The sequence below is a fragment of the Vallitalea guaymasensis genome, assembly GCF_018141425.1.
GTDB classification, from domain to species: Bacteria; Bacillota; Clostridia; order Lachnospirales; family Vallitaleaceae; genus Vallitalea; species Vallitalea guaymasensis.
Map to the genome: position 1 here is coordinate 1,086,900 of NZ_CP058561.1, position 19,878 is coordinate 1,106,777.

Genomic DNA, 19,878 nt, shown 5'->3' on the forward strand with positions numbered 1-19,878 from the left:
CATGTGATATAATAATATATTGGTAATACATGATTGGAGGTACATTATGAATATCGGAATAATTGATGCAGATTTACTAGATAATGGCACTCGTCATCCAAATCTTGCATTAATGAAAATAAGTGGATACATGAAAGAAATGGGACACGATACTAGTTTACTTTTAAACTATAATGATGTGTATAATTATGAAAAAATATATATGTCTAAAGTATTTTCTTTTACAGATGTTCCTTTAGATTATAGACAGTTTCCAGATATCGAATATGGAGGAACTGGTTTTTTTGAAGATGGTGGTGAAAATCTCCCCCAAGATATAGAACACCATATGCCAGATTACCAGTTATATGATCCATATATTGCTGCAAAAGTAGCGCAAGGTGCAAAACCTAATACCTATTCAGATTATGTTGACTATTCTATTGGTTTTACAACTAGAGGATGTTTTCGCAAATGTGACTTCTGTGTTAATAAAAAATATAATCATGTTTTTAGGCATTCACCTTTAACAGAATTCCTAGATAAAAATAGAAAATATATTTATCTATGGGATGATAATATTATGGGATATAATAAATGGCATGAAGTATTTGATGAATTAGAAGCTACAGGAAAATATTTTCAATTTCGTCAAGGACTGGATATAAGATTAATGACTGATGAAAAAGCTAAAAGATTAAAAACACTCAAATATAAAGGAGATTTTATCTTTGCTTTTGACCATATCCAAGATAAAGAATTGATTCAATCAAAACTTAAACTATGGAGAAAACATATTAATAAAACGACTAAACTATATGTACTGTGTAGTTTTGATAGTACTAATACATACGATGAAACCTTCTGGGTAAGCGATATTATTAATACATTTGAACGTATTAAAATTTTGATGCAATTTGGTTGTCTTCCATATATAATGAGATATGAAAGATATAAAACTAGTCCATATCGGGGAATGTATATAAACTTAGGTAGATGGTGTAATCAACCTAATATTTTCAAGAAAATGTCTTTTAATAATTTTGTTGACCGTAATCAGGAATTAGCTAAAACACCTAGACCTTGTTCTGCTAAGAGGTATGCAGATTCCTTTAGACTTAGATATCCTAATGTAGCTCAAAAATATTATGATTTACGATTTGAGGATCTAAACCAATATAAATAAATCAGGATTAATATAAGCTATAAAAGTAACCTCTCAATTTGGGTTACTTTTTTAATTGTCTTAATCGTTTTTTTCATTTATAATATTATCATAAGTAATTTATGAGGTGATACCCAATGATAGCAATATACGCTCGTCAATCCATAGATAAGAAAGATAGTATTTCCATAGAAAGTCAAATAGATTTCTGTAAAAAAGAATTTACTACAGAAAAGTACAAGGTGTATAGCGATAGAGGTTTCAGTGGCAGCAACACTAACCGCCCCCAATTTGAACAAATGCTAAAAGATATCAAGCGTGAAGATATCTCCAAAGTGATTGTTTACAAATTAGATCGTATCAGTCGTTCTATCTTAGACTTTGCTAAGATCATTGAACTATTCAAGAAAAATCACGTGGAGTTCACTAGTGCTACTGAGAAATTTGATACTAGTACTCCTATGGGTAATGCTATGCTTAATATTACTATGGTATTCGCTCAATTAGAGCGTGAGACTATCCAGAGACGTATTAAGGACAACTACTATGCCCGAGGAAAGAAAGGCTTTTTTATGGGTGGTAAAACCCCTTATGGATGTATAAAAGAAAAGATTACTATAGATGGTGTTAAGACTTCAATTCTAAAACCTAATCCTGATGAACATAATGTTTTAATTAAGATGTTTGACCTCTACTCTACTACCGATATATCACTAGGTAAACTTGCTACACTATTGAATCAAGAGGGTCATAAATCCCCTAGCGGTGTTAACTGGGAAGGACAGAAAATCCAGAGAATACTTCGTAACCCTGTTTATGTCATGGCTGATGCTGATGTTTATTCTTATTTTCAAAATAGAGGTTGTAAGATAAGTAATGATATATCTGAATTTATTGGTACTAATGGCTGTTACCTATACGGTAAAAGGGATCGTAGCGCTGCCAAATATACTGATTTTAAGAATCATGTGTTATCAATCGGCTTACATAAAGGTTTTATTAGCAGCCATACTTGGTTAGCATGTCAATATAGGCTTGATAAGAATAAGCAGCTTAAGAATACTGGAAAAGGTAAATATTCTTGGTTAAGTGGTCTAGTAAAATGTGGTTATTGTAATTATGCTATGACAGTATCTAAGTACAAAGATATAAGATATCTCAACTGTAGAGGTAAAACTAATTACAAAGTATGTACTGCAGATCATAAGACATATTATGTTGATGAGATTGAAAAATATGTAGAGACAGAGATTATTGATAGATTCTCAGATATGGACCCAGTTACTATTAAAGCTAGTGATAATGTTAATAATATTGAAGTAAATCAATTTAAACTGCAAGTGATTGATATAGATAATCAGATCAACCAATTAATTGAAAAACTTGCTCTATCTAATGATGTGGTTATGGATTATATTAATAAGAAAATATCAGAGTTGGATTCCATGAAAACGGATTTATTAAAGACCATTGAAGAAAATACTATCAATGAGCACTTATCTAATTCATTATTTGAGATATCGAAGAAGATTGCTGTATGGGATACCCTTGACCTAGAAGAAAAGAAAGTAATTACTAAGAAAATAATTGATAAAGTTTTCATCACTAATGATGAAATTAAAATATCTTGGAAATACTGATAAATAGGGGCTTACAGCCCCTTTACTTTTGTAACGCACGATTCAACATCCCATTGTATTGTATAATACCCACACTCTCTAGCTGTCTCCACCAACTTATCATCATAATCTCCAAAAGGTGGTCTAAACAATTCCATTTCATATCCTGTCAAATTCTTAACCTTTTCATGTGCTTTCATCAGTTCGTCTTTAATACCTTCTTTTGATAATTGAGTCATATGAGGATGAGTATTTGAATGATTGCCAATATCATGACCAGCATCTAATATCCTTTTAACATCATCTGGATATTTCTCTACCCACATACCAACCAAAAAAAATGTAGTTTTAATATCATATTCTTCTAGTATCTCTAATAAATTATCAGTATCATCATTCCCCCACCGTGACAATATTTATAGACTCAAATCCCCCCTGTTTGTTCTTTAATAATATCTTGCATTATACTACTATAATAATAATGAATTTCTATTGTTCCATCTTCATAAACAACAATCTCATCTAACAATTCTTCTAATACTTCTCTATTTAATTCTGATATTTTACCTTCTTTTAATTGTTCTAACCATATATTATTAATCACTTCATTATCTTTACTATACTTTATCTTTTCTTTAATTTGTATAATCTCCTGATCAATTTCAAATTCCAACTTATCATATTTATCTTTTATAGATAAATATTGATCTTTAGTCAAAAGTTCTTCTTTAAAATCTTCATAAGCTTCTAAAATCCTTTTTGAATACTTTTCCCTTATATTTTCTAATTTATTAAGGTATATTTGACCTCTTTCATTTTTTGTACAAATATATGAGTTTTGATTAATTAGTTCAATAATTTCTTCCTTCATAAGCTCAAGTACCAATTCTCTTTGAATATCCTTCAATAATATTTCTATTAGTTCATCTTCCTTTATCATATGGCTACTGCATTGCTTTTTCCCATATGTTTTATATGTACCACAAACATAATAATACTTACCTTTCTTACCTTTTTTCCTATGCATTGCTCTACCACAATCATTACATTTTAGAAATCCTGCAAATAGTGATATTTGTTTGTTTTTATTTGATATTCTAGTATCTTTGGTTAATTTGATTTGTGTCTTTTCCCATGTATGTAAATCAATGATAGGTTCATGAGTATTATATACGATAATCTGTTCTTCTTCTGGTTTGGTTATCCTTTTATCAATCTTAAAACTTATTTTTTCTGATTTCTTTTGAACCATATGACCAATATATACCTCATTATTTAATATCCTATGAATAGTTGAATAGGTCCAATATACAGTGGCTTTTAATCGATTACAATTTTTATACTTTAACCCTTTTCTTTTTTTATATTCGCTTGGACATGGAATTCCTTGTTCATTTAACATTTTTGCTATAGTTAATTGGTTGTATCCTTGTATATAAAAATTAAATATTTTTCTAATTACTTTAGCTGCTTTATCATCAATTAGCAATTTGTTTTTTTCTCCTGGATCTTTTATATATCCATAAGGTGCAAAAGCTCCAATAAATTCGCCTTTTCTTCTTTTTATATCTAATGATGAACGTACCTTCTTAGAAATATCAGCTGCATACATTTCATTAAAAACAAATCTAAAAGGCATCATGTCATTACTATAATTGTTTTCACCAAAAGTATCAATACCATCATTAACAGCAATAAAACGGACACCTAATTCTTTTAACTGTTTCTCAACTAGGTCTCCAGCTCCCGCATAGTCTCTTGCTAATCTTGAACTATCTTTAACAATAACACAATTGATCTTTCCTGCTCTAATATCTGTCATCATCTGTTGAAAACCTTCACGATTAAAATTTGTCCCTGTTTTTCCATCGTCTTGATATATTTTAATAAGCTTAAATTCTTCATCAGCTTCCATGAATTTTTCTAATAATAATTTTTGATTAGTAATACTATTACTCTCATCTTTTTTATCATCATCCTCTCTTGAAAGTCTTACATATAGCCCTACTTTCCATTCATCTTTGGCAGGTGTACAAATATTATTATATTTACCTTTCCTACCCAATTACACGCCTCCCTATCCAATATCAAAATATTATTCTCAATATGATTTCTCAACTTTTAATTTGATTATATTCTCTAATGCTTTTTTAAATTTCACTCCTGATTGATTATATTTTTTTATGACCAATCTATTATGATAAATATATCTATCAGGGTTTTTTATCTGCTTTAAATATTCCATGTTTCGTTGTTTTATAGGTAATTCTTTATTAATTGTAACAGTATCTATGTCAATAACATCTTTAGTATTAAAATCATCTTTTGCTGGTGGTGATTTTTCTCTTTGACTCATCCAACAACCTCATATTTTATCTTACTTAATTATATTCTAAGAATCATACTCTAATACATTATCATCAGCCTTTTTGTCCCCTCTATTATCGGCTAATTTTTTTCTTACTAATGCAATTATATACAGTAATATTGGAATAATAACTTGAAATGGTAAAGAATAAACAGGAAATATATAATCAATCCATTTTGTAGCTTCAAAAATGCTTTTAAAATTTATAATAAAAACATTAAACATCATAAGTGCAACAGGAGCTATTATGAAATCATAAGTTTTATAACTAAATATTTTTGCAATCCCTTTACTTGTTGCTATAATACATATACTTACCTTTATTACCCCTCCTAAAATAAATAACAACGGGGCTATAATATCTATTCTTTGAATAAACTTCCCTACATTAATGTGACTAACCGTAGTAAGAATTGGGAAATATGCTTGTTTAGCTAGAGTCTCTCCTATAACTAATAAGGTAGTTAAGTATAATATTACCCCCAAAAAACCTGATATAAGTATCCCAATAGTATATATCTTAGATTTACCTTTTCCTTTTATGTTAGTAAATATTGTAGTAAAAAGAACAACTTCGCCATAAGGAAAAGCAAAAGCCAAGGGAATTTCTTTTAAAACTGGTTTTATACCATTAAATAGTACAGGTCTTAGATTATTAATTCGCATATCTTTTACCAAAAATATGATTATTAGACTTAATGCACCTGCAAACAAAAGCATTGTAGTTTCAGACCATCTTCCTATAATCTCAACACCGTATTTTGATATTAATATACAAACTAAAAGCATCAAAAATACAGGTAATATCATAGGTGTTTCTGGTATAGATACTACATTAACCATATCCCCAAATCTCCTTAACACCAAAGAACCTAAAATAAAAAAATAAATCGTATATAACATGATAACTATATTCCCTATTACTTTTCCAAACACTTCAATAAGTATTTCATACAGATTTTTCTTGGGGAAAATGTGCATTAACTGTTCATATATAAATGTGAATATTAATGCTATAAGTACAGCTATGATTTTAACTATCCATGCATCTTTCCCTGCATTTATTCCTGGAAAAGCAACAATTGAACTGCTTAAGAAAGTTAGTATAATTAGACTTACAGCTTGTTTTGTAGTTACAGTATCCTTATTCATATATCCTCTCCTGAGACTTAAGAATTATATAATATTTATCAAACTTTCAATCATCTTGGTTGGGCTGGGAATTTCTATTTTATTCATTATTAAAATTATTAATATGACTGACACTATCATTGTTGGTAAATAAAGATTTAATTCCTTTTTTTTATTATTTCTATATAAATAAATACTTTCAAATAATGTAACCAATATATAGATACTAACTAAAAATGTATTCATTTCGATTCTCCCACCTTAATAATTTCAGAGTTCAAGGCAGCATTATTTATATTAATTTTCACATTTACATTAGTATCTAGACTCTGAAAAATAGAACTCCAATAGGGTTTAATTTTTTTCCATTCCTTTGGCATTTCTCTTTGTATAATATCAGAAAATCCAAAAATATCACTTTTAAATATATTTTGTGCCTTATTAATAATACACTCTATAGATTTTTTCACATACTGTTCTCCATCTTTCTGTAATATCTTCATATTGTCTTTTTGCATAAAATTGATATCTCCATTTATAGCAGCTATTCCAACATCTATATCAACATTAATATTTAAAGCTACTTTATTATCTTTAATGATTGGCTTAATTTTGGTTTTGCTTTTGAATATTTCCAAATCATTTTTATATTTATTACCATTTACTACACCTTCTACCTGTACTAATCCACCTTTAATTTTGTTGGTTACCCATAAAGCGCTTTTGCACTCATTACTATTTAACCAACCTACTAATTTATCTCCCTTGAAAGCGTATCCCCCAAATACTCTAAATCTTTCTTTTCCATTTAGTAATTCCTTATCAATAGATGTAACTATAGGTGAAGAACCATCTGTTCCTAAAGAAGTTATAAATTCCCACATTGTTATCACTGGATATTTTGCTACACTCTTCTGAAATTCTATCGCTTGATTAATACTGAAGGATATAATATCGTTATCTTTTTTAGTCTTAATATTCAATATTTCTCCTGCTGTATCTTCTTTGGAAATGAGGAACTTAATATCACCTCTTATTTCTGCATCTCTATACAAATAATCAACAATAGATACTATATCATCCTCTGCAATATCCTTACTGAAAATAATAATCTTTGTATGAGTCCAATATGGCTTTTCACTTTTTTGTATTAAAATATCTCTAACCGAATCAAATGGTGTTACCCCTTCGGTAATATAAATATCAGAAGTTATAGTATTTCCACCACCTTCAGATGTAAAACTTATAATTTCTGTTGTAAGTATATATTTATTGTTATGCTTGTCTTTATCTATTGCTACACCTGCAACTATCCCCATATCATTAGTCTCTTTATAATTCCAACATCCTGTTAAAATATTAGTATTTGTTACAATAATAAGTATAAGGAATATTTTTTTAAGTTTCTTCATTTACTTATTCTTCTTTCTTATTTATTCAATAGATTTTTAATATTAAATTTATCTTTTTTTTGCATGTACCAAAAGGGGTACCTAATACTAGTATCATACAGAGATTTTTTGTCTATTTTAATGAATTTTGACATATAATTAACTCCAAAGGATTTCATTGATGTTAGATAAAAAGAAACACAAATAGCTGCAAATAAATACCCATATAACCCTATTACAGAAGCTGCTATCATAAAAATATATCTCAATATTAATATTGGCATAAATATTTTAGGTAATAGATAACTACAAATCCCAGTTGTAGCAACAATAATTACCATTGATGGACTTACAATTTTAGCCTGCACTGCCGCCTCTCCTAATACTAATGCTCCAATTATACTAACAGTTTGCCCTAGTGTCTTAGGCATTCTCGTAGATGCCTCTTTTAAAATATCAAATATCAATAACATAATAACTGCTTCGATAAAGATAGGTAATGGTACTGATTCTCTAGAAGCTGCAATACTTAATAATAATTGAGTAGGTACCATTTCTTGATGATACGTTAATACAGCTAAGTAAATAGCTGGTACTGAAGTAGCAAGAAAAAACCCTAAAATCCTGATAAGCCTATTGAATGAACCATAGATATAATTATTATTATAGTCTTCTACATTTTGAATATTTTCCAGAAACAAAAAAGGTATAGTTAATACAAAAGGGGTACCATCACACAGAATGGCTATCCTGCCTTCTAACAATTTTGCTGCTACCACATCAGGTTTTTCTGTATTGCCTACTGTGTTAAAAGGTAATTTTGAGTGGTCTCTTATTAATTCTTCGATATAGCCTGATTCAAGAACACCATCTATTTTTATAGTAGATAATCTTTTATTCAATTCTTCAAGTATTTGTTTAGATACTATATTATCTAAATAACAAATACAGATTTTGGTTTTAGTTACATTTCCTACTTCCCTATAACTAAATTTCAACTGTGAAGATATTATTTTTCTCCTTATCAATGATATATTCGTTTCTAGAGATTCATTGAACCCTTCTCTGGATCCTCTAATAACGCTTTCTCCCTCTGGTTCTTTAATATCTCTTACTTGTCCACCTTTTGTATCTACTACTAATGCTTCTAGAATACCATTAAGAAATATAACAGTATTACCTTGTAATATATTTAGTATAATCGTTTGTTCATCTGATGTTTTCTTTACAGTGAGGATGTTTATTATCTTATATTTAATAAAATCAATTATATCTTCATTTTTTATATTCTTTTCTATATCACTTTTCATTATTGGTGAAATCAAATTATTGTTTATTATATTTTTATCTATAAGAGGACTTAAATAAACAATACCACATCTAATACTACAATCTTGATTATCAATAAATCGAAATTCAAAAGTTTCATCATCCTTAAAAATATCTTGGTAACGCTTAATATCTTTTTTCAAAACTCCTGTAAGACTTGATTCTCTAAATATCTTTTTATCCATTAATAAGAACACCTCTATTATTATTGGTGAAATATCTTCCATAATTAATACTTCTTATTTTTACCAAAAATAATATACTTATTCTATTTAATTATACTATCTCTGTTTGTGTCTATAAATGACATCAGCCCACGCTGCATCAAAACTTATTGCAACCTTCTTCTCATCCGTATCAACACAATAAATAGGCAATTGCTTCTTACTCGTTGATAACGTAGCTATTGTTTTTTCAATCAAAACATTACTAAGCATCATTATTGCCAATATAATTAACAATACACCTATAACTTTAATCAAAACCTTTGTATTTAGACGTGTTCTATTCATAATCCTCCATCACACTTCTATAAAATCTTTATTATATTCTATTCCAAGATTATATAAAAAATTAATAAAATGATTCCTAAATAACTTTCATGCTACTAATATCTAATAAACAACCATAAAAATAAAAACCCATAGATAAACATTCCACAATAAAATGTCATCTACAGGTCTCTTATATTTGTCTAGGTAAAACCTTAAACTATCTTCCTAAAAAAATACTACTATTCCTACTAAAAATTAATATTATCAGGCTCTGGAAATAACTTTCTTCCATTATTCAAAGTAGCTATAATATCCATATCTTCCTTAGTAAGTGTAAAATCAAATACATCTTTATTTGATGCAATACGTTCTGGTGTAGAAGATTTTGGTAAAGGAATTATATTTCTTTCCAACAAGAATCTGATAGCAACTTGAGGAACAGTTTTACCATATTTCTTGGCAATTTCAATCATATGTTCATTATTTAATAATTCACCTATATTACTGCTCATCAAAGGCGCATAGGCTTCTAGATAAATACCAAACTTCTTGCAGTAATCTTGAAGAACACGATTTTGTAGACCGACATGACATTCAACTTGGTTTACTACTGGCATAATTCTAGCTGTTTTTAATAAATCATCCAAATGATGAATATTGAAATTAGAAACACCTATAGCACGAATCTTACCTTCCTCATATAACTCTTCCATAGCACGCCATGAAGCACGAGCTTTATCATAACCTTTTGGCCAATGTATAAGATATAAATCAACATAATCAAGTTGTAATTTATTTAAAGAATCTGTAAAAGCCGCTTTTGTTTCTTCATAACCTTGGTCATCATTCCAAAGTTTTGTTGTAACAAAAATGTCGCCTCTATCTATTCCACTATCTTTAATAGCTCTTCCAACACTTTCTTCATTACCATAAGCTACTGCAGTATCAATATGACGATAGCCATTTTCAAGAGCACATTTTACATTTTGGTAAGCTTCATCATCTTTAGCACGAAATGTACCAAATCCTAATTGTGGTATTTCCACACCATTATTCAAAATCAACTTTTTCATCATATATATAACCTCCTAATTTAAGTTAAATATATTGTACTATATGTTGTCAATAATAGCTACCATATATTAGTATAAAAATTAAAGCTATTTAAATATTGTTTTTGCAGACTCCATTCATAACTCCAGACTTTCTTAGAATAGGAATTATAATGGTTGAAGAATAAGCAGCTATAATAACTAGAATAAAATCTTTTACCATAAAAGGTATCATTGATTTAAAAATACCGACTAGTGAAGCTGGTTTATTAAGATATAAATCTTTTATAAAATAAAGATACACATTACCAATGATATAAATTGCTGCAAATCCAACTATAGATATACCTAAAACTTTAATAAAATTAATATTCTTTTTATTGTTCAATAATGCACCTACTATCAATGGAGCAACAGCAAATCCTATAATATAACCAAAAGTAGGGTTGAAAATATAAGCTATTCCCCCTCCCATAGTAAATACGGGAAGTCCTACAAGACCTAAGAGTATGTATATTAATTGAGATAAAAAACCTGCTTTAGCTCCTAATAAAAGCCCTGCATAAATACTGAAAAACAGTTGAAATGTTAAAGGCACACCAAAAGGTGTAGGTATACTTAACTTAGCTCCAACTACCATTAACGCTGCAAAAATACCAATCATAATCATTTCTCTAAGTTGTAATTTCATAATTTTATCTCCTCGTTAATTTGATTAATTGTATTATACATTTGTTAACCCCTATTGTCAACTACAAAGGTATAGAGGTTAACAATGCCTCGACAAAAAATGCAAAGAATACCTTATTCATCCTTTGCACTTTTTATTTATATATCTATCAATTCTATAATCAATTAGCAACAACAGCTTCTTCTTCATCTACTCTGCTTTTAATCTCATTCTTGTTTATTCTTATCATCCACAATGTGGATACACCTACAATCAAAGCACATATCTTCCAAGCAATAGAAAAACTCGTTGCTTCAAGAACATGTCCCATTATTAGTGGTCCTACTGTAAAACCTAATCCCATAGTTATAGGTAAAACTGAACTCATCCTTCCTCTATGAGTAGCAGGAGTATGATTCATAATAAACGGCATTACACTTATAGCTTCAAGTATTTCTCCTAGAGTAAATATAAACACTGAAGTGAAGAATGCTACTCTCGTTGAAATAAACCCTAACATACCAAATCCTATAGTAAATAATATACCTGCATAGAATACTCTTTTTACATTAGTTTTTTTACTAAATAATGAAGTCAGCACAGGTGTTAATACAACAACAATAATTGCGTTAAAAGTCCCTAAAGCACCATACAAAGCTGCTCCATCAGCGGGAAAATTATCTTTTGCATGTAATGGCAACATGAAGGACCATTGAGAATATACGAATCTATAACCAAAAAGTGCTAATGCAAATGCGATTAATATTGGTCTAGAGAATAATACGTCCAGTATAGATCCTTCTTCTTTCTTTTCTAATTCACGATCTTGTGATATCTCTTTACTACTATTATGTAGAGTCTCACTAACAAATAATCCTATAAGTGTTATTCCAATTAAACCAGTTACAACATCTAATAGAAAAAACAGTTTTAGATTATATTCAAATAAAGTTCCTGCAAATAGCATAGCTATAGCATAGCCAAAGTTAAACCCTAAATAGTTAAGTGAATATGCCCCTTCTCTCTCTTCCGGAGTAGTTAAATCAGCAGTCATTGCATCATGAGCTGGTCCAGCTATACCAAATAATATTCCGGATAATAATAGCAAATAAGCCATTAACATGGTAGGCTGTATAAAGCAACAAGCACCATAGCATAATATGCCTAATGTCTCAAAAATAACTATAAGCTTCTTTCTCCCTATGATATCCGATAGCTTTCCTCCAATTAAACTTGAGGGTATAAATAACAACCCGCTAATGGCTATAAAAGTTCCTGTTTCACTTTCTGATAAACCTATTTTATTGTTTAATAATAATGTTAGAAATGGAAAGACAAACGCTCCCATTGCATTGACAGTTTTTGCGATAAATATAATATATATTTCTCTTTTTAATCCTCGATATGGTTCTATTAATTTCATTAACCTCTGCATAATCCTAGTTCTCCTTTTGTCTGTATTAATTTTTTAATAGAAGCATTACAAATAAATCCACTTTTCAATAATTCACCTTTTCTACAATATAAAAAAGCCATGTTAACGTAACTTACGTTCCATGGCTATATATCTATACAAGGTATGCATAATTATAGTCGTAATATTATAGATTTACTCATTGACAAATCAATATTACATACAAGTTATTATACCTTTCTCATAATAAGGCATAATAATAGCCACAGTTATATATACCTGTGACTAGCTAACTATAATTATATAAGATTCACTTATAATATTTAACTATTATTTATCACTAACACAGGTTGTTTTATATTTCTTAGATTGTAATTGGGTATTTACTGTTTTATTTGATGTGATATGTAATTTAATTATCATAAAACAACCTTCCTTTCTTAAACAAATTTCTTATAAAATTATATAATGATATACATACCATTGTCAAGAACTATTTATACCATCTATAAAGATTACCATATATGGATATACTATTTATAACTATAATTAACACAAATTTACAAATATGAGCATAGTTGTATAATATAATAACAAAACAGGAGCAATACAATGAACAAATATAATAAGCATATCATAGTCATTAGTATCGATGCATTAAATGCTCTCGATTTTAATTATATAAAAGACTTGCCTACTTTTAAATCATACATCTCAGAAGGCTCTTATGTAAGAAATATGTATAGTATATATCCTAGCTTAACATATCCCTGCCACACTTCCATAATAACCGGTACATATCCCAATAAACATGGTATTGTATCCAATAAAAAATGTCAGCCAGAGAGATATAAGAAACCAGAATGGTATTGGTATGAAAAATCCATAAAAGTTCCAACTATATTTGACTATGCAAAGAAACAGGGATATACATGTGCTTCTATATTATGGCCAGTAATGGCTGGTGCTACAATAACATATAACATGCCCGAATTATGGCCTATAGAACCAGGTTGTTTTATAAGTAATTATATAAAAAACAGTAGTAGAAATCTTATTATTCCTGCATTAAAAAATGCAAAATTAAGTTGTTCAGCTCAACCCACCTTGGATAACATAGCTGATGATATTTCCAACTATCTGATCTTAAAAAAACAGCCAAATCTATTATTCATTCATTTCACTCAGTTGGATTACACTATGCATAGACTTGGTACTAGCGCAACTAAAATCCAATGTATATTAAATACTATGGATTCTCGTATAGAAGGACTTATTAACTCTACTAAAAAGGCTAATATATATGATCAAACAGACTTCATAATATTAGGTGATCATGGTATGAATAATTACAAATATTATATATGTATGAATTCTTTTTTCAAAGAAAACAAACTGATAATAACAAATGATAGAAATAGAATCATATCTTGGAAAGCATTCTGTAACGCATGTGGTGGTTCTGCACAGATATGTATCAAAAATGAAGGAGATAAACAATTATACAAAAAGGTTTATGCTCAATTATTAGAATTACAATCTAATCCAGAAAGTGGAATAAAGAAAGTATATACAAGTGAAGAAACTAATAGATTATTCCACCTAGATAATAGTTTTCAGTTTGTTCTAGAAGCTAAGGATGGCTATGTCTTCAATAATCACATATGCAATCAATTAATAATCCCTAGAACCAAATTATCAAGACCCCATATAGCTGACCATGGATTTTTACCTACTCATCCTAATATGAGAACACTTCTTTTTGCCAAAGGTAATAACATCAATAACACATATATACCACAAGCTACACTAGTTGATGTAGCGCCAACCATAGCTAAGATAATGAATATACCTATGAAAAATATTGATGGTAAATGTTTGGATTCTCTTTTAAAACACTAAAAAGAGCTGCCATAATTTATACAAAAATATCCATTAGAATACTTTTGTGATATATATGAACAGCTCATAATAATACTAGTATGCTCTATTTATCACTATTAAAAATTATCACATAAAAGTTCAAAATATGATTGTGGATGTGCACATGCTGGACATACCTGAGGTGCGCTATCTCCTTCGTGTATATAGCCACAATTATCGCATTTCCATAAAGTTTTTTCTTCTTTTTTGAAAACACTGCCGTCTCCAATATTACTTAATAATTTTCTATATCTTTCTTCATGATGCTTCTCTACAGAACCAATCTTCTCAAATACAACTGCAATATTTTCAAATCCTTCTTCTCTTGCTACTTCTGCAAATGCTGGGTATAAATCAGACCATTCTTCATTTTCTCCATTGGCAGCAGCTAACAGATTATCTTTTGTATCTCCAAGAGTAATAGGAAAACCTGCAGTTATTTCAATTGCTTCATGTTTATAATCTTGTTTCAGAAACTTAAAAAATCTCTTTGCATGTTCTTTCTCATTGTCTGCTGTTTCATAAAATATATTGGATATTTGTACATATCCTTCTTTTTTAGCAATTGATGCATAGAAAGTATATCTGTTTCTTGCTTGTGATTCGCCAGCAAAAGCTTTTAAAAGATTCTCAGCTGTTCTTGTTCCCTTTAATGATTTCATTACAATTCCTCCGTATTCAATTTGTTTATCTATATCTTAATTTTTTCTCCATAATCCATGGATATTACAATATTCTCTTGCAAAAACATTATCTGTTTTTGGTACTATGAATGTGGCTTCTGGTTCGTCATCAGGAGTTAATTCTTTTCTATATATATGAGAGTCTGCAACTAATTCTATCCACATTATATGATGTTTTTCAGTCATTGGATGAGCTTGATTTTCTCCAATTCTAACTTTATAACCGTTCTCTATCTCTTCAATAAATGGTACATGTTTCTCTTTAGAAGTATCAGCTGTCTGTTCTTCTAATAATTGCATTTTTTCACCACAACATACTATTGGCGCGCCATTTCCTACAAAAACCTCAACAATGTTTCCACAATGTGGACATTTATAGATTTCTAGTTTTTTTGTCATTCTATTTCCTCCTTTTGTTAAAATTAATTATTATAGAGTATAAAAAAAATTACACCTTATTAGATATATTCTATATCTCAATTGATAATCCTTTTAGAATTATGAACCACTATATATTAACATCTCAAATGTTTAATATGGTCTATTTTTCTGGCAGATCTACTTTTCTTAATCTAATTTTATCATTAGTACCTGTTCCGTAATGTATTCCTTTATTAACAATATCAGCTGCTCCACTAGTTATATCAACCATCTTATTCAAGAATGATTCTTTCTTGTTATATTCAACTAATACTGAATAACATACTTGATCAAGATACCCAGTATCATTAATGATATAATCATTCTGTAATATTTCATATTGTACTTTACCTGATAAAGTATAATCTACTTTAACATCAATTAAATAATATAATATATTCTCTTCTACATTGGATGATTCTATTCCCAACTTAGCACAACCTCCATAAGCTCTTACAAGCCCACCTGTACCAAGTAAAGTCCCTCCAAAATATCTAGTTACAACAACTATTACATTATGTAATTTGCTACCTCTTATTACTTCTAGAATAGGCATACCAGCAGTACCACTAGGCTCCCCATCATCACTACATCGTTCTAACGGTTGTTTAAGTCCTATGGTGTAAGCAAATACATTATGAGTTGCATTCCAATATTTTTTACGTATTCCCTCTAAAAAATCTTTTATTTCTTCTTCTGTTTCTACATGTTTTATTGTAGCTATGAATCGAGATTTTTTCTCCACTAATTCAGCTTCATTATCTTCAAATATAGTCAAATATTTTTCTACCATACGATATCATCCTTATACTTCTTATTTATTACTAAAACTTCTTGTTTTCTATCCAATCAGCAATATCTTCCAACATTTTTTGTCTTCCTTGGGATAACTTATTATTTCTTAACTTATGTGCTATGATTGATGAATTATATTTCTCTTGTATAAACATATCAGGTAACAACCCAATAAAATCTTGATCTAAGCAGTCTGAATATATGGCTACTTCATCTATTATAGCATTTTTAGTATTTATATGAATCTGTATTTCTCCCCAATTAAATCTGGTTTCCAATAGCACTTGGAATTTGGCTGCTTTGCCATATCTCCAATCCCATGAAGCATTCTTTTCATATAATCCATTGATATCTTCATTATTGAACCACTCAGGATCTTTCTCAATAATTATTCCATCACTTCCATGTGCATATTCATCTGCGAAACTCTTTATACACATATCACTAACAATCTCAGTACTTAGACCTTCATAGAAACTTGCTAAATTGGTAACTCTTGACTTAACTGATTTTACACCTTTTGAACTTATTTTTTCTTTAGAAACATTTAGATATCTTGCTAGATTACTCATGTTTTCATTAATAAGTAGAGTACCATGATGCAACGAAACCTTCTTGCCATGATAAAATGCATTACCAGAAAATTTCTTATCATCTACAGTTAAATCATTGCGCCCAGTAAGCTTACCATGGATACCTAACTTTTCACACATATTCAATATTACTTTTAGCTGTCTTTCCAAGTCATAATCAGATTTATTTATCACAAATGAAAAATTAAGATTTCCAAGTCCATGATAAACGGCTCCTCCGCCAGTTATCCTTCTTGATAATTTGACTCCTTCGTCTTCCAAAAGCGATATATTACATTCCCTCCATGGGTTTTGGTTTTTACCTACAACTACAGTCTTATCATTTTTCCATAAATATAAAACACATTGATCTTCCTCAAGATTCCTAACCAAATATTCTTCAATAGATAAATTCTTCCATGGGTCTAAGCTTGTACTTATTACAACTTTTGCTTGTTTCATAAATACCTCCTATAAGAATAAATATTTATTATATTTGTATATGTATTAAAATGAGTTTCTTCTAACTAAAATCTTGTTTTTATATAATATGATTATACTTGTTATTGACTATTATTTCAAACAAAAAAACAGGCCGATCCTAATGACCGACCTGCATTTCATATTAATACTAGGCATTCAATTGATTGATTAGATTCTGTAATTCTTCTTCGTTCATGGCACCAAATGTTATAAGTGATCTGAGAGTATTAGTTGCCGCCATCTCCTCCAATGCATTTTCATTAAATATATCTGAATCATTGAACATTTGTTTCATATTCTCAGTAATCTGTTTTACTATCATTGCACCTACAGGATGACCTGCTATTTCTACGAATGTTGAATTTCTATTAAATAACTTTTTAATTTTTCTAGTTGAATTGACTCTAATATTTGCTTTAAGAGGTAGATTGACTACTGAAGAACCTGCTAATATTTGGAATTCACCTGTTTCCACATGCCAGTCTTTAATGTCTACGTTATAGTAAGCAAAAGAACGTTTATTCAATATGAATTTCACTTTCTTTTCTTCACCTGGTACTAGTTCTACCTTAGCAAAATCCTTTAACTCTTTTACTGGTCTTATAACTGATGATTCAATATCTCTTACATATAATTGAACAACTTCTTTTCCAGCTGTATCCCCAGTATTTTTAACTGTTACAGTAACTTCCACATTTTCTGAGTCTTCTATTTCATCTTTGTTCATTTCAATATCAATATATTCAAAAATAGTATAACTAAGTCCATGTCCAAATGGAAATAGAGTATCCATATCTTTGGCATCATAATATCTGTATCCTACAAATAATCCTTCGTTATAGGAGACTTTGTTCTCTTTTCCTGGATAATTCAATGATGATGGATTATGATTCAACCTAATTGGGAATGTTTCAGCTAATTTGCCTGAAGGGTTAACCTTGCCATATAAAATATCAGCGACAGCTCCTCCCCCTGCTTGCCCTCCTAGATATCCTTCTAATACTGCTTTTACACTATTTATCCAAGACATTTCTATAGGAGAACCATTAAACAATACTACTACTATATTCTCATTAGCTTTACTTAGTTCTTCAATTAGATGAACTTGGTTTTCAGGCATTTGCATATGTTTTCTATCGTATCCTTCTGATTCATATCTATCCGGAAGACCTGCAAATACTATAACCACTTCACTTTCTTTTGCTAAGCTTATTGCTTCATTTTCTAATTTCTGGCTAGGATCGTCAACATTAGCATCATATCCTTTTGCAAAATTAACTGTACCAAGCTTCTCCATTTCTTCTAATGCATTGTGTAAAAACGTAGGGTTTATATGTGAACTTCCACCACCTTGATATCTTGGGTTATTTGCTAGTTCACCAACTACAGCAACTTTTTTATCTTTATCCAATGGAAGTACTTTATCATTATTTTTAAGAAGTACCATACATTCTGATGCAACTTTCCTAGCTAATGAATCATGTTCTTTTTTGTCATAATTCATATCCCTTGCATTCTCTATTCCTTTAAAAACTAGTTCCAATATTCTTCTTACAACTTTATCTAGGTCTTTTTCATCTAGAATACCCTTTTTGACTGCTTCAACGATTTTTTTATCATTGAGTCCTCCATTACCTGGCATTTCTAGGTCCATACCAGCTTTGATTCCTTCTACTCTATCATCTTCTGCTCCCCAGTCTGAGATTACCAAACCTTCATAACCCCAGTCATCTCTAAGAACTTCCGTCAACAGTTTGTAGTTGTCAGCACAATAAGTTCCATTTAATTTATTATAGGCACACATGACAGTCCATGGTTTTGCTTCTTTGATGGCAGTTTCAAAACTAGCAAGATATATTTCTCTTAAGGTTCTTTCATCAACTAAAGTATCAACGCTCATTCTCTTGTATTCTTGATTGTTGGCAGCAAAGTGTTTTATAGATGTTCCTACTCCTTGACTCTGAACACCTAATATATGATGTTTAGCTATTTGAGTTGATAAATATGGGTCTTCTGAAAAATATTCAAAATTTCTCCCACATAGAGGTGACCGCTTAATATTTACTGCTGGGCCTAATAGGACTGATACATTTTCTGTTTGTGTTTCTTCACCTAATGCTACCCCGACTTTTTCTACTAAATCTCTATCCCATGATGATGCTAATCCTACACCAGAAGGAAAACAAGTTGATGGTACTGAGGTATTAACTCCAAGATGGTCTGAATCACCAGCTTGTTTTCTTAATCCATGAGGTCCATCAGTAACCATGATTGAAGGAATATCTAACCTTTCAATTGGCTCGGTAGTCCAAAAATCCTTACCTGAACATAAAGAAGCTTTCTCTTCTAATGTCAACTCTGATAGAAGCTTATTAATCTTTTCCTGCATA

Annotated in this window: 18 protein-coding genes; 3 read left to right on the forward strand and 15 right to left on the reverse strand. The window is 29.7% G+C overall.

Annotated elements, in window-relative coordinates:
- Positions 1–46 precede the first annotated feature (46 nt).
- Both HYG85_RS04970 and HYG85_RS04975 read left to right on the forward strand, forming a co-directional pair.
- A complete protein-coding gene (locus HYG85_RS04970; protein WP_212692552.1) occupies positions 47–1,165 on the forward strand; it encodes a hypothetical protein in 1,119 nt (372 codons plus the stop codon).
- Between the two features lie 116 nt (positions 1,166–1,281).
- The gene (locus tag HYG85_RS04975; RefSeq protein ID WP_212692553.1) at positions 1,282–2,784 is read left to right on the forward strand and encodes a recombinase family protein; all 1,503 of its coding nucleotides are present in this window, start codon (positions 1,282–1,284) and stop codon (positions 2,782–2,784) included.
- 11 nt (positions 2,785–2,795) lie between these two features.
- On the opposite strand, the gene HYG85_RS04980 is transcribed toward HYG85_RS04975, so the two are convergent.
- The 10 genes from HYG85_RS04980 to HYG85_RS05025 all read right to left on the reverse strand — a co-directional run bounded on the left by HYG85_RS04980 (position 2,796) and on the right by HYG85_RS05025 (position 12,633).
- On the reverse strand, positions 2,796–3,176 hold the full coding sequence (locus HYG85_RS04980; RefSeq protein WP_212692554.1) for a polysaccharide deacetylase family protein: 381 nt from the start codon (positions 3,174–3,176) through the stop codon (positions 2,796–2,798).
- 11 nt (positions 3,177–3,187) lie between these two features.
- Positions 3,188–4,828 carry a recombinase family protein gene (locus tag HYG85_RS04985; RefSeq protein WP_212692555.1) on the reverse strand — a complete coding sequence of 547 codons (1,641 nt, stop codon included), beginning with the start codon at positions 4,826–4,828 and terminating at the stop codon, positions 3,188–3,190.
- 36 nt (positions 4,829–4,864) lie between these two features.
- Positions 4,865–5,119, reverse strand: a complete 255-nt coding sequence (locus HYG85_RS04990; RefSeq protein WP_212692556.1) for a DUF6870 family protein — start codon at positions 5,117–5,119, stop codon at positions 4,865–4,867.
- 36 nt (positions 5,120–5,155) lie between these two features.
- Complete coding sequence (locus HYG85_RS04995; RefSeq protein WP_212692557.1) at positions 5,156–6,283, reverse strand: GerAB/ArcD/ProY family transporter; 1,128 nt, start codon at positions 6,281–6,283, stop codon at positions 5,156–5,158.
- 221 nt (positions 6,284–6,504) lie between these two features.
- Positions 6,505–7,674: a Ger(x)C family spore germination protein gene (locus tag HYG85_RS05000; protein ID WP_212692558.1), complete on the reverse strand. Its 1,170-nt coding sequence runs from the start codon at positions 7,672–7,674 to the stop codon at positions 6,505–6,507.
- Between the two features lie 17 nt (positions 7,675–7,691).
- Positions 7,692–9,167: a spore germination protein gene (locus HYG85_RS05005; RefSeq protein WP_212692559.1), complete on the reverse strand. Its 1,476-nt coding sequence runs from the start codon at positions 9,165–9,167 to the stop codon at positions 7,692–7,694.
- 96 nt (positions 9,168–9,263) lie between these two features.
- Positions 9,264–9,494 carry a hypothetical protein gene (locus HYG85_RS24335; protein ID WP_244971281.1) on the reverse strand — a complete coding sequence of 77 codons (231 nt, stop codon included), beginning with the start codon at positions 9,492–9,494 and terminating at the stop codon, positions 9,264–9,266.
- Positions 9,495–9,724: 230 nt separating this feature from the next.
- Positions 9,725–10,552, reverse strand: coding sequence for an aldo/keto reductase (locus HYG85_RS05015; RefSeq protein ID WP_330619226.1), 828 nt, complete (start codon positions 10,550–10,552; stop codon positions 9,725–9,727).
- Between the two features lie 88 nt (positions 10,553–10,640).
- Entirely contained in the window at positions 10,641–11,219 is a 579-nt protein-coding gene (locus tag HYG85_RS05020; RefSeq protein WP_212692560.1) for a biotin transporter BioY, read from the reverse strand.
- 160 nt (positions 11,220–11,379) lie between these two features.
- Positions 11,380–12,633, reverse strand: coding sequence for an MFS transporter (locus tag HYG85_RS05025; RefSeq protein WP_212692561.1), 1,254 nt, complete (start codon positions 12,631–12,633; stop codon positions 11,380–11,382).
- A gap of 591 nt (positions 12,634–13,224) precedes the next feature.
- Here HYG85_RS05025 and HYG85_RS05030 point away from each other — a divergent pair.
- Entirely contained in the window at positions 13,225–14,514 is a 1,290-nt protein-coding gene (locus tag HYG85_RS05030) for an alkaline phosphatase family protein (RefSeq protein ID WP_212692562.1), read from the forward strand.
- A gap of 98 nt (positions 14,515–14,612) precedes the next feature.
- Here HYG85_RS05030 and rbr read toward each other — a convergent pair whose 3' ends face one another.
- The 5 genes from rbr to HYG85_RS05055 all read right to left on the reverse strand — a co-directional run bounded on the left by rbr (position 14,613) and on the right by HYG85_RS05055 (position 19,877).
- Positions 14,613–15,203: a rubrerythrin gene (gene rbr, locus HYG85_RS05035; RefSeq protein ID WP_456300829.1), complete on the reverse strand. Its 591-nt coding sequence runs from the start codon at positions 15,201–15,203 to the stop codon at positions 14,613–14,615.
- A gap of 30 nt (positions 15,204–15,233) precedes the next feature.
- Positions 15,234–15,617 carry a desulfoferrodoxin gene (locus HYG85_RS05040; RefSeq protein WP_212692564.1) on the reverse strand — a complete coding sequence of 128 codons (384 nt, stop codon included), beginning with the start codon at positions 15,615–15,617 and terminating at the stop codon, positions 15,234–15,236.
- Positions 15,618–15,759: 142 nt separating this feature from the next.
- The gene (locus HYG85_RS05045) at positions 15,760–16,431 is read right to left on the reverse strand and encodes a YigZ family protein (RefSeq protein WP_212692565.1); all 672 of its coding nucleotides are present in this window, start codon (positions 16,429–16,431) and stop codon (positions 15,760–15,762) included.
- 31 nt (positions 16,432–16,462) lie between these two features.
- Positions 16,463–17,467, reverse strand: a complete 1,005-nt coding sequence (locus HYG85_RS05050) for a lipoate--protein ligase (protein WP_212692566.1) — start codon at positions 17,465–17,467, stop codon at positions 16,463–16,465.
- A 169-nt stretch (positions 17,468–17,636) separates the two neighbouring features.
- Positions 17,637–19,877: a glycoside hydrolase family 3 C-terminal domain-containing protein gene (locus HYG85_RS05055; protein WP_212692567.1), complete on the reverse strand. Its 2,241-nt coding sequence runs from the start codon at positions 19,875–19,877 to the stop codon at positions 17,637–17,639.
- Position 19,878 lies beyond the last annotated feature (1 nt).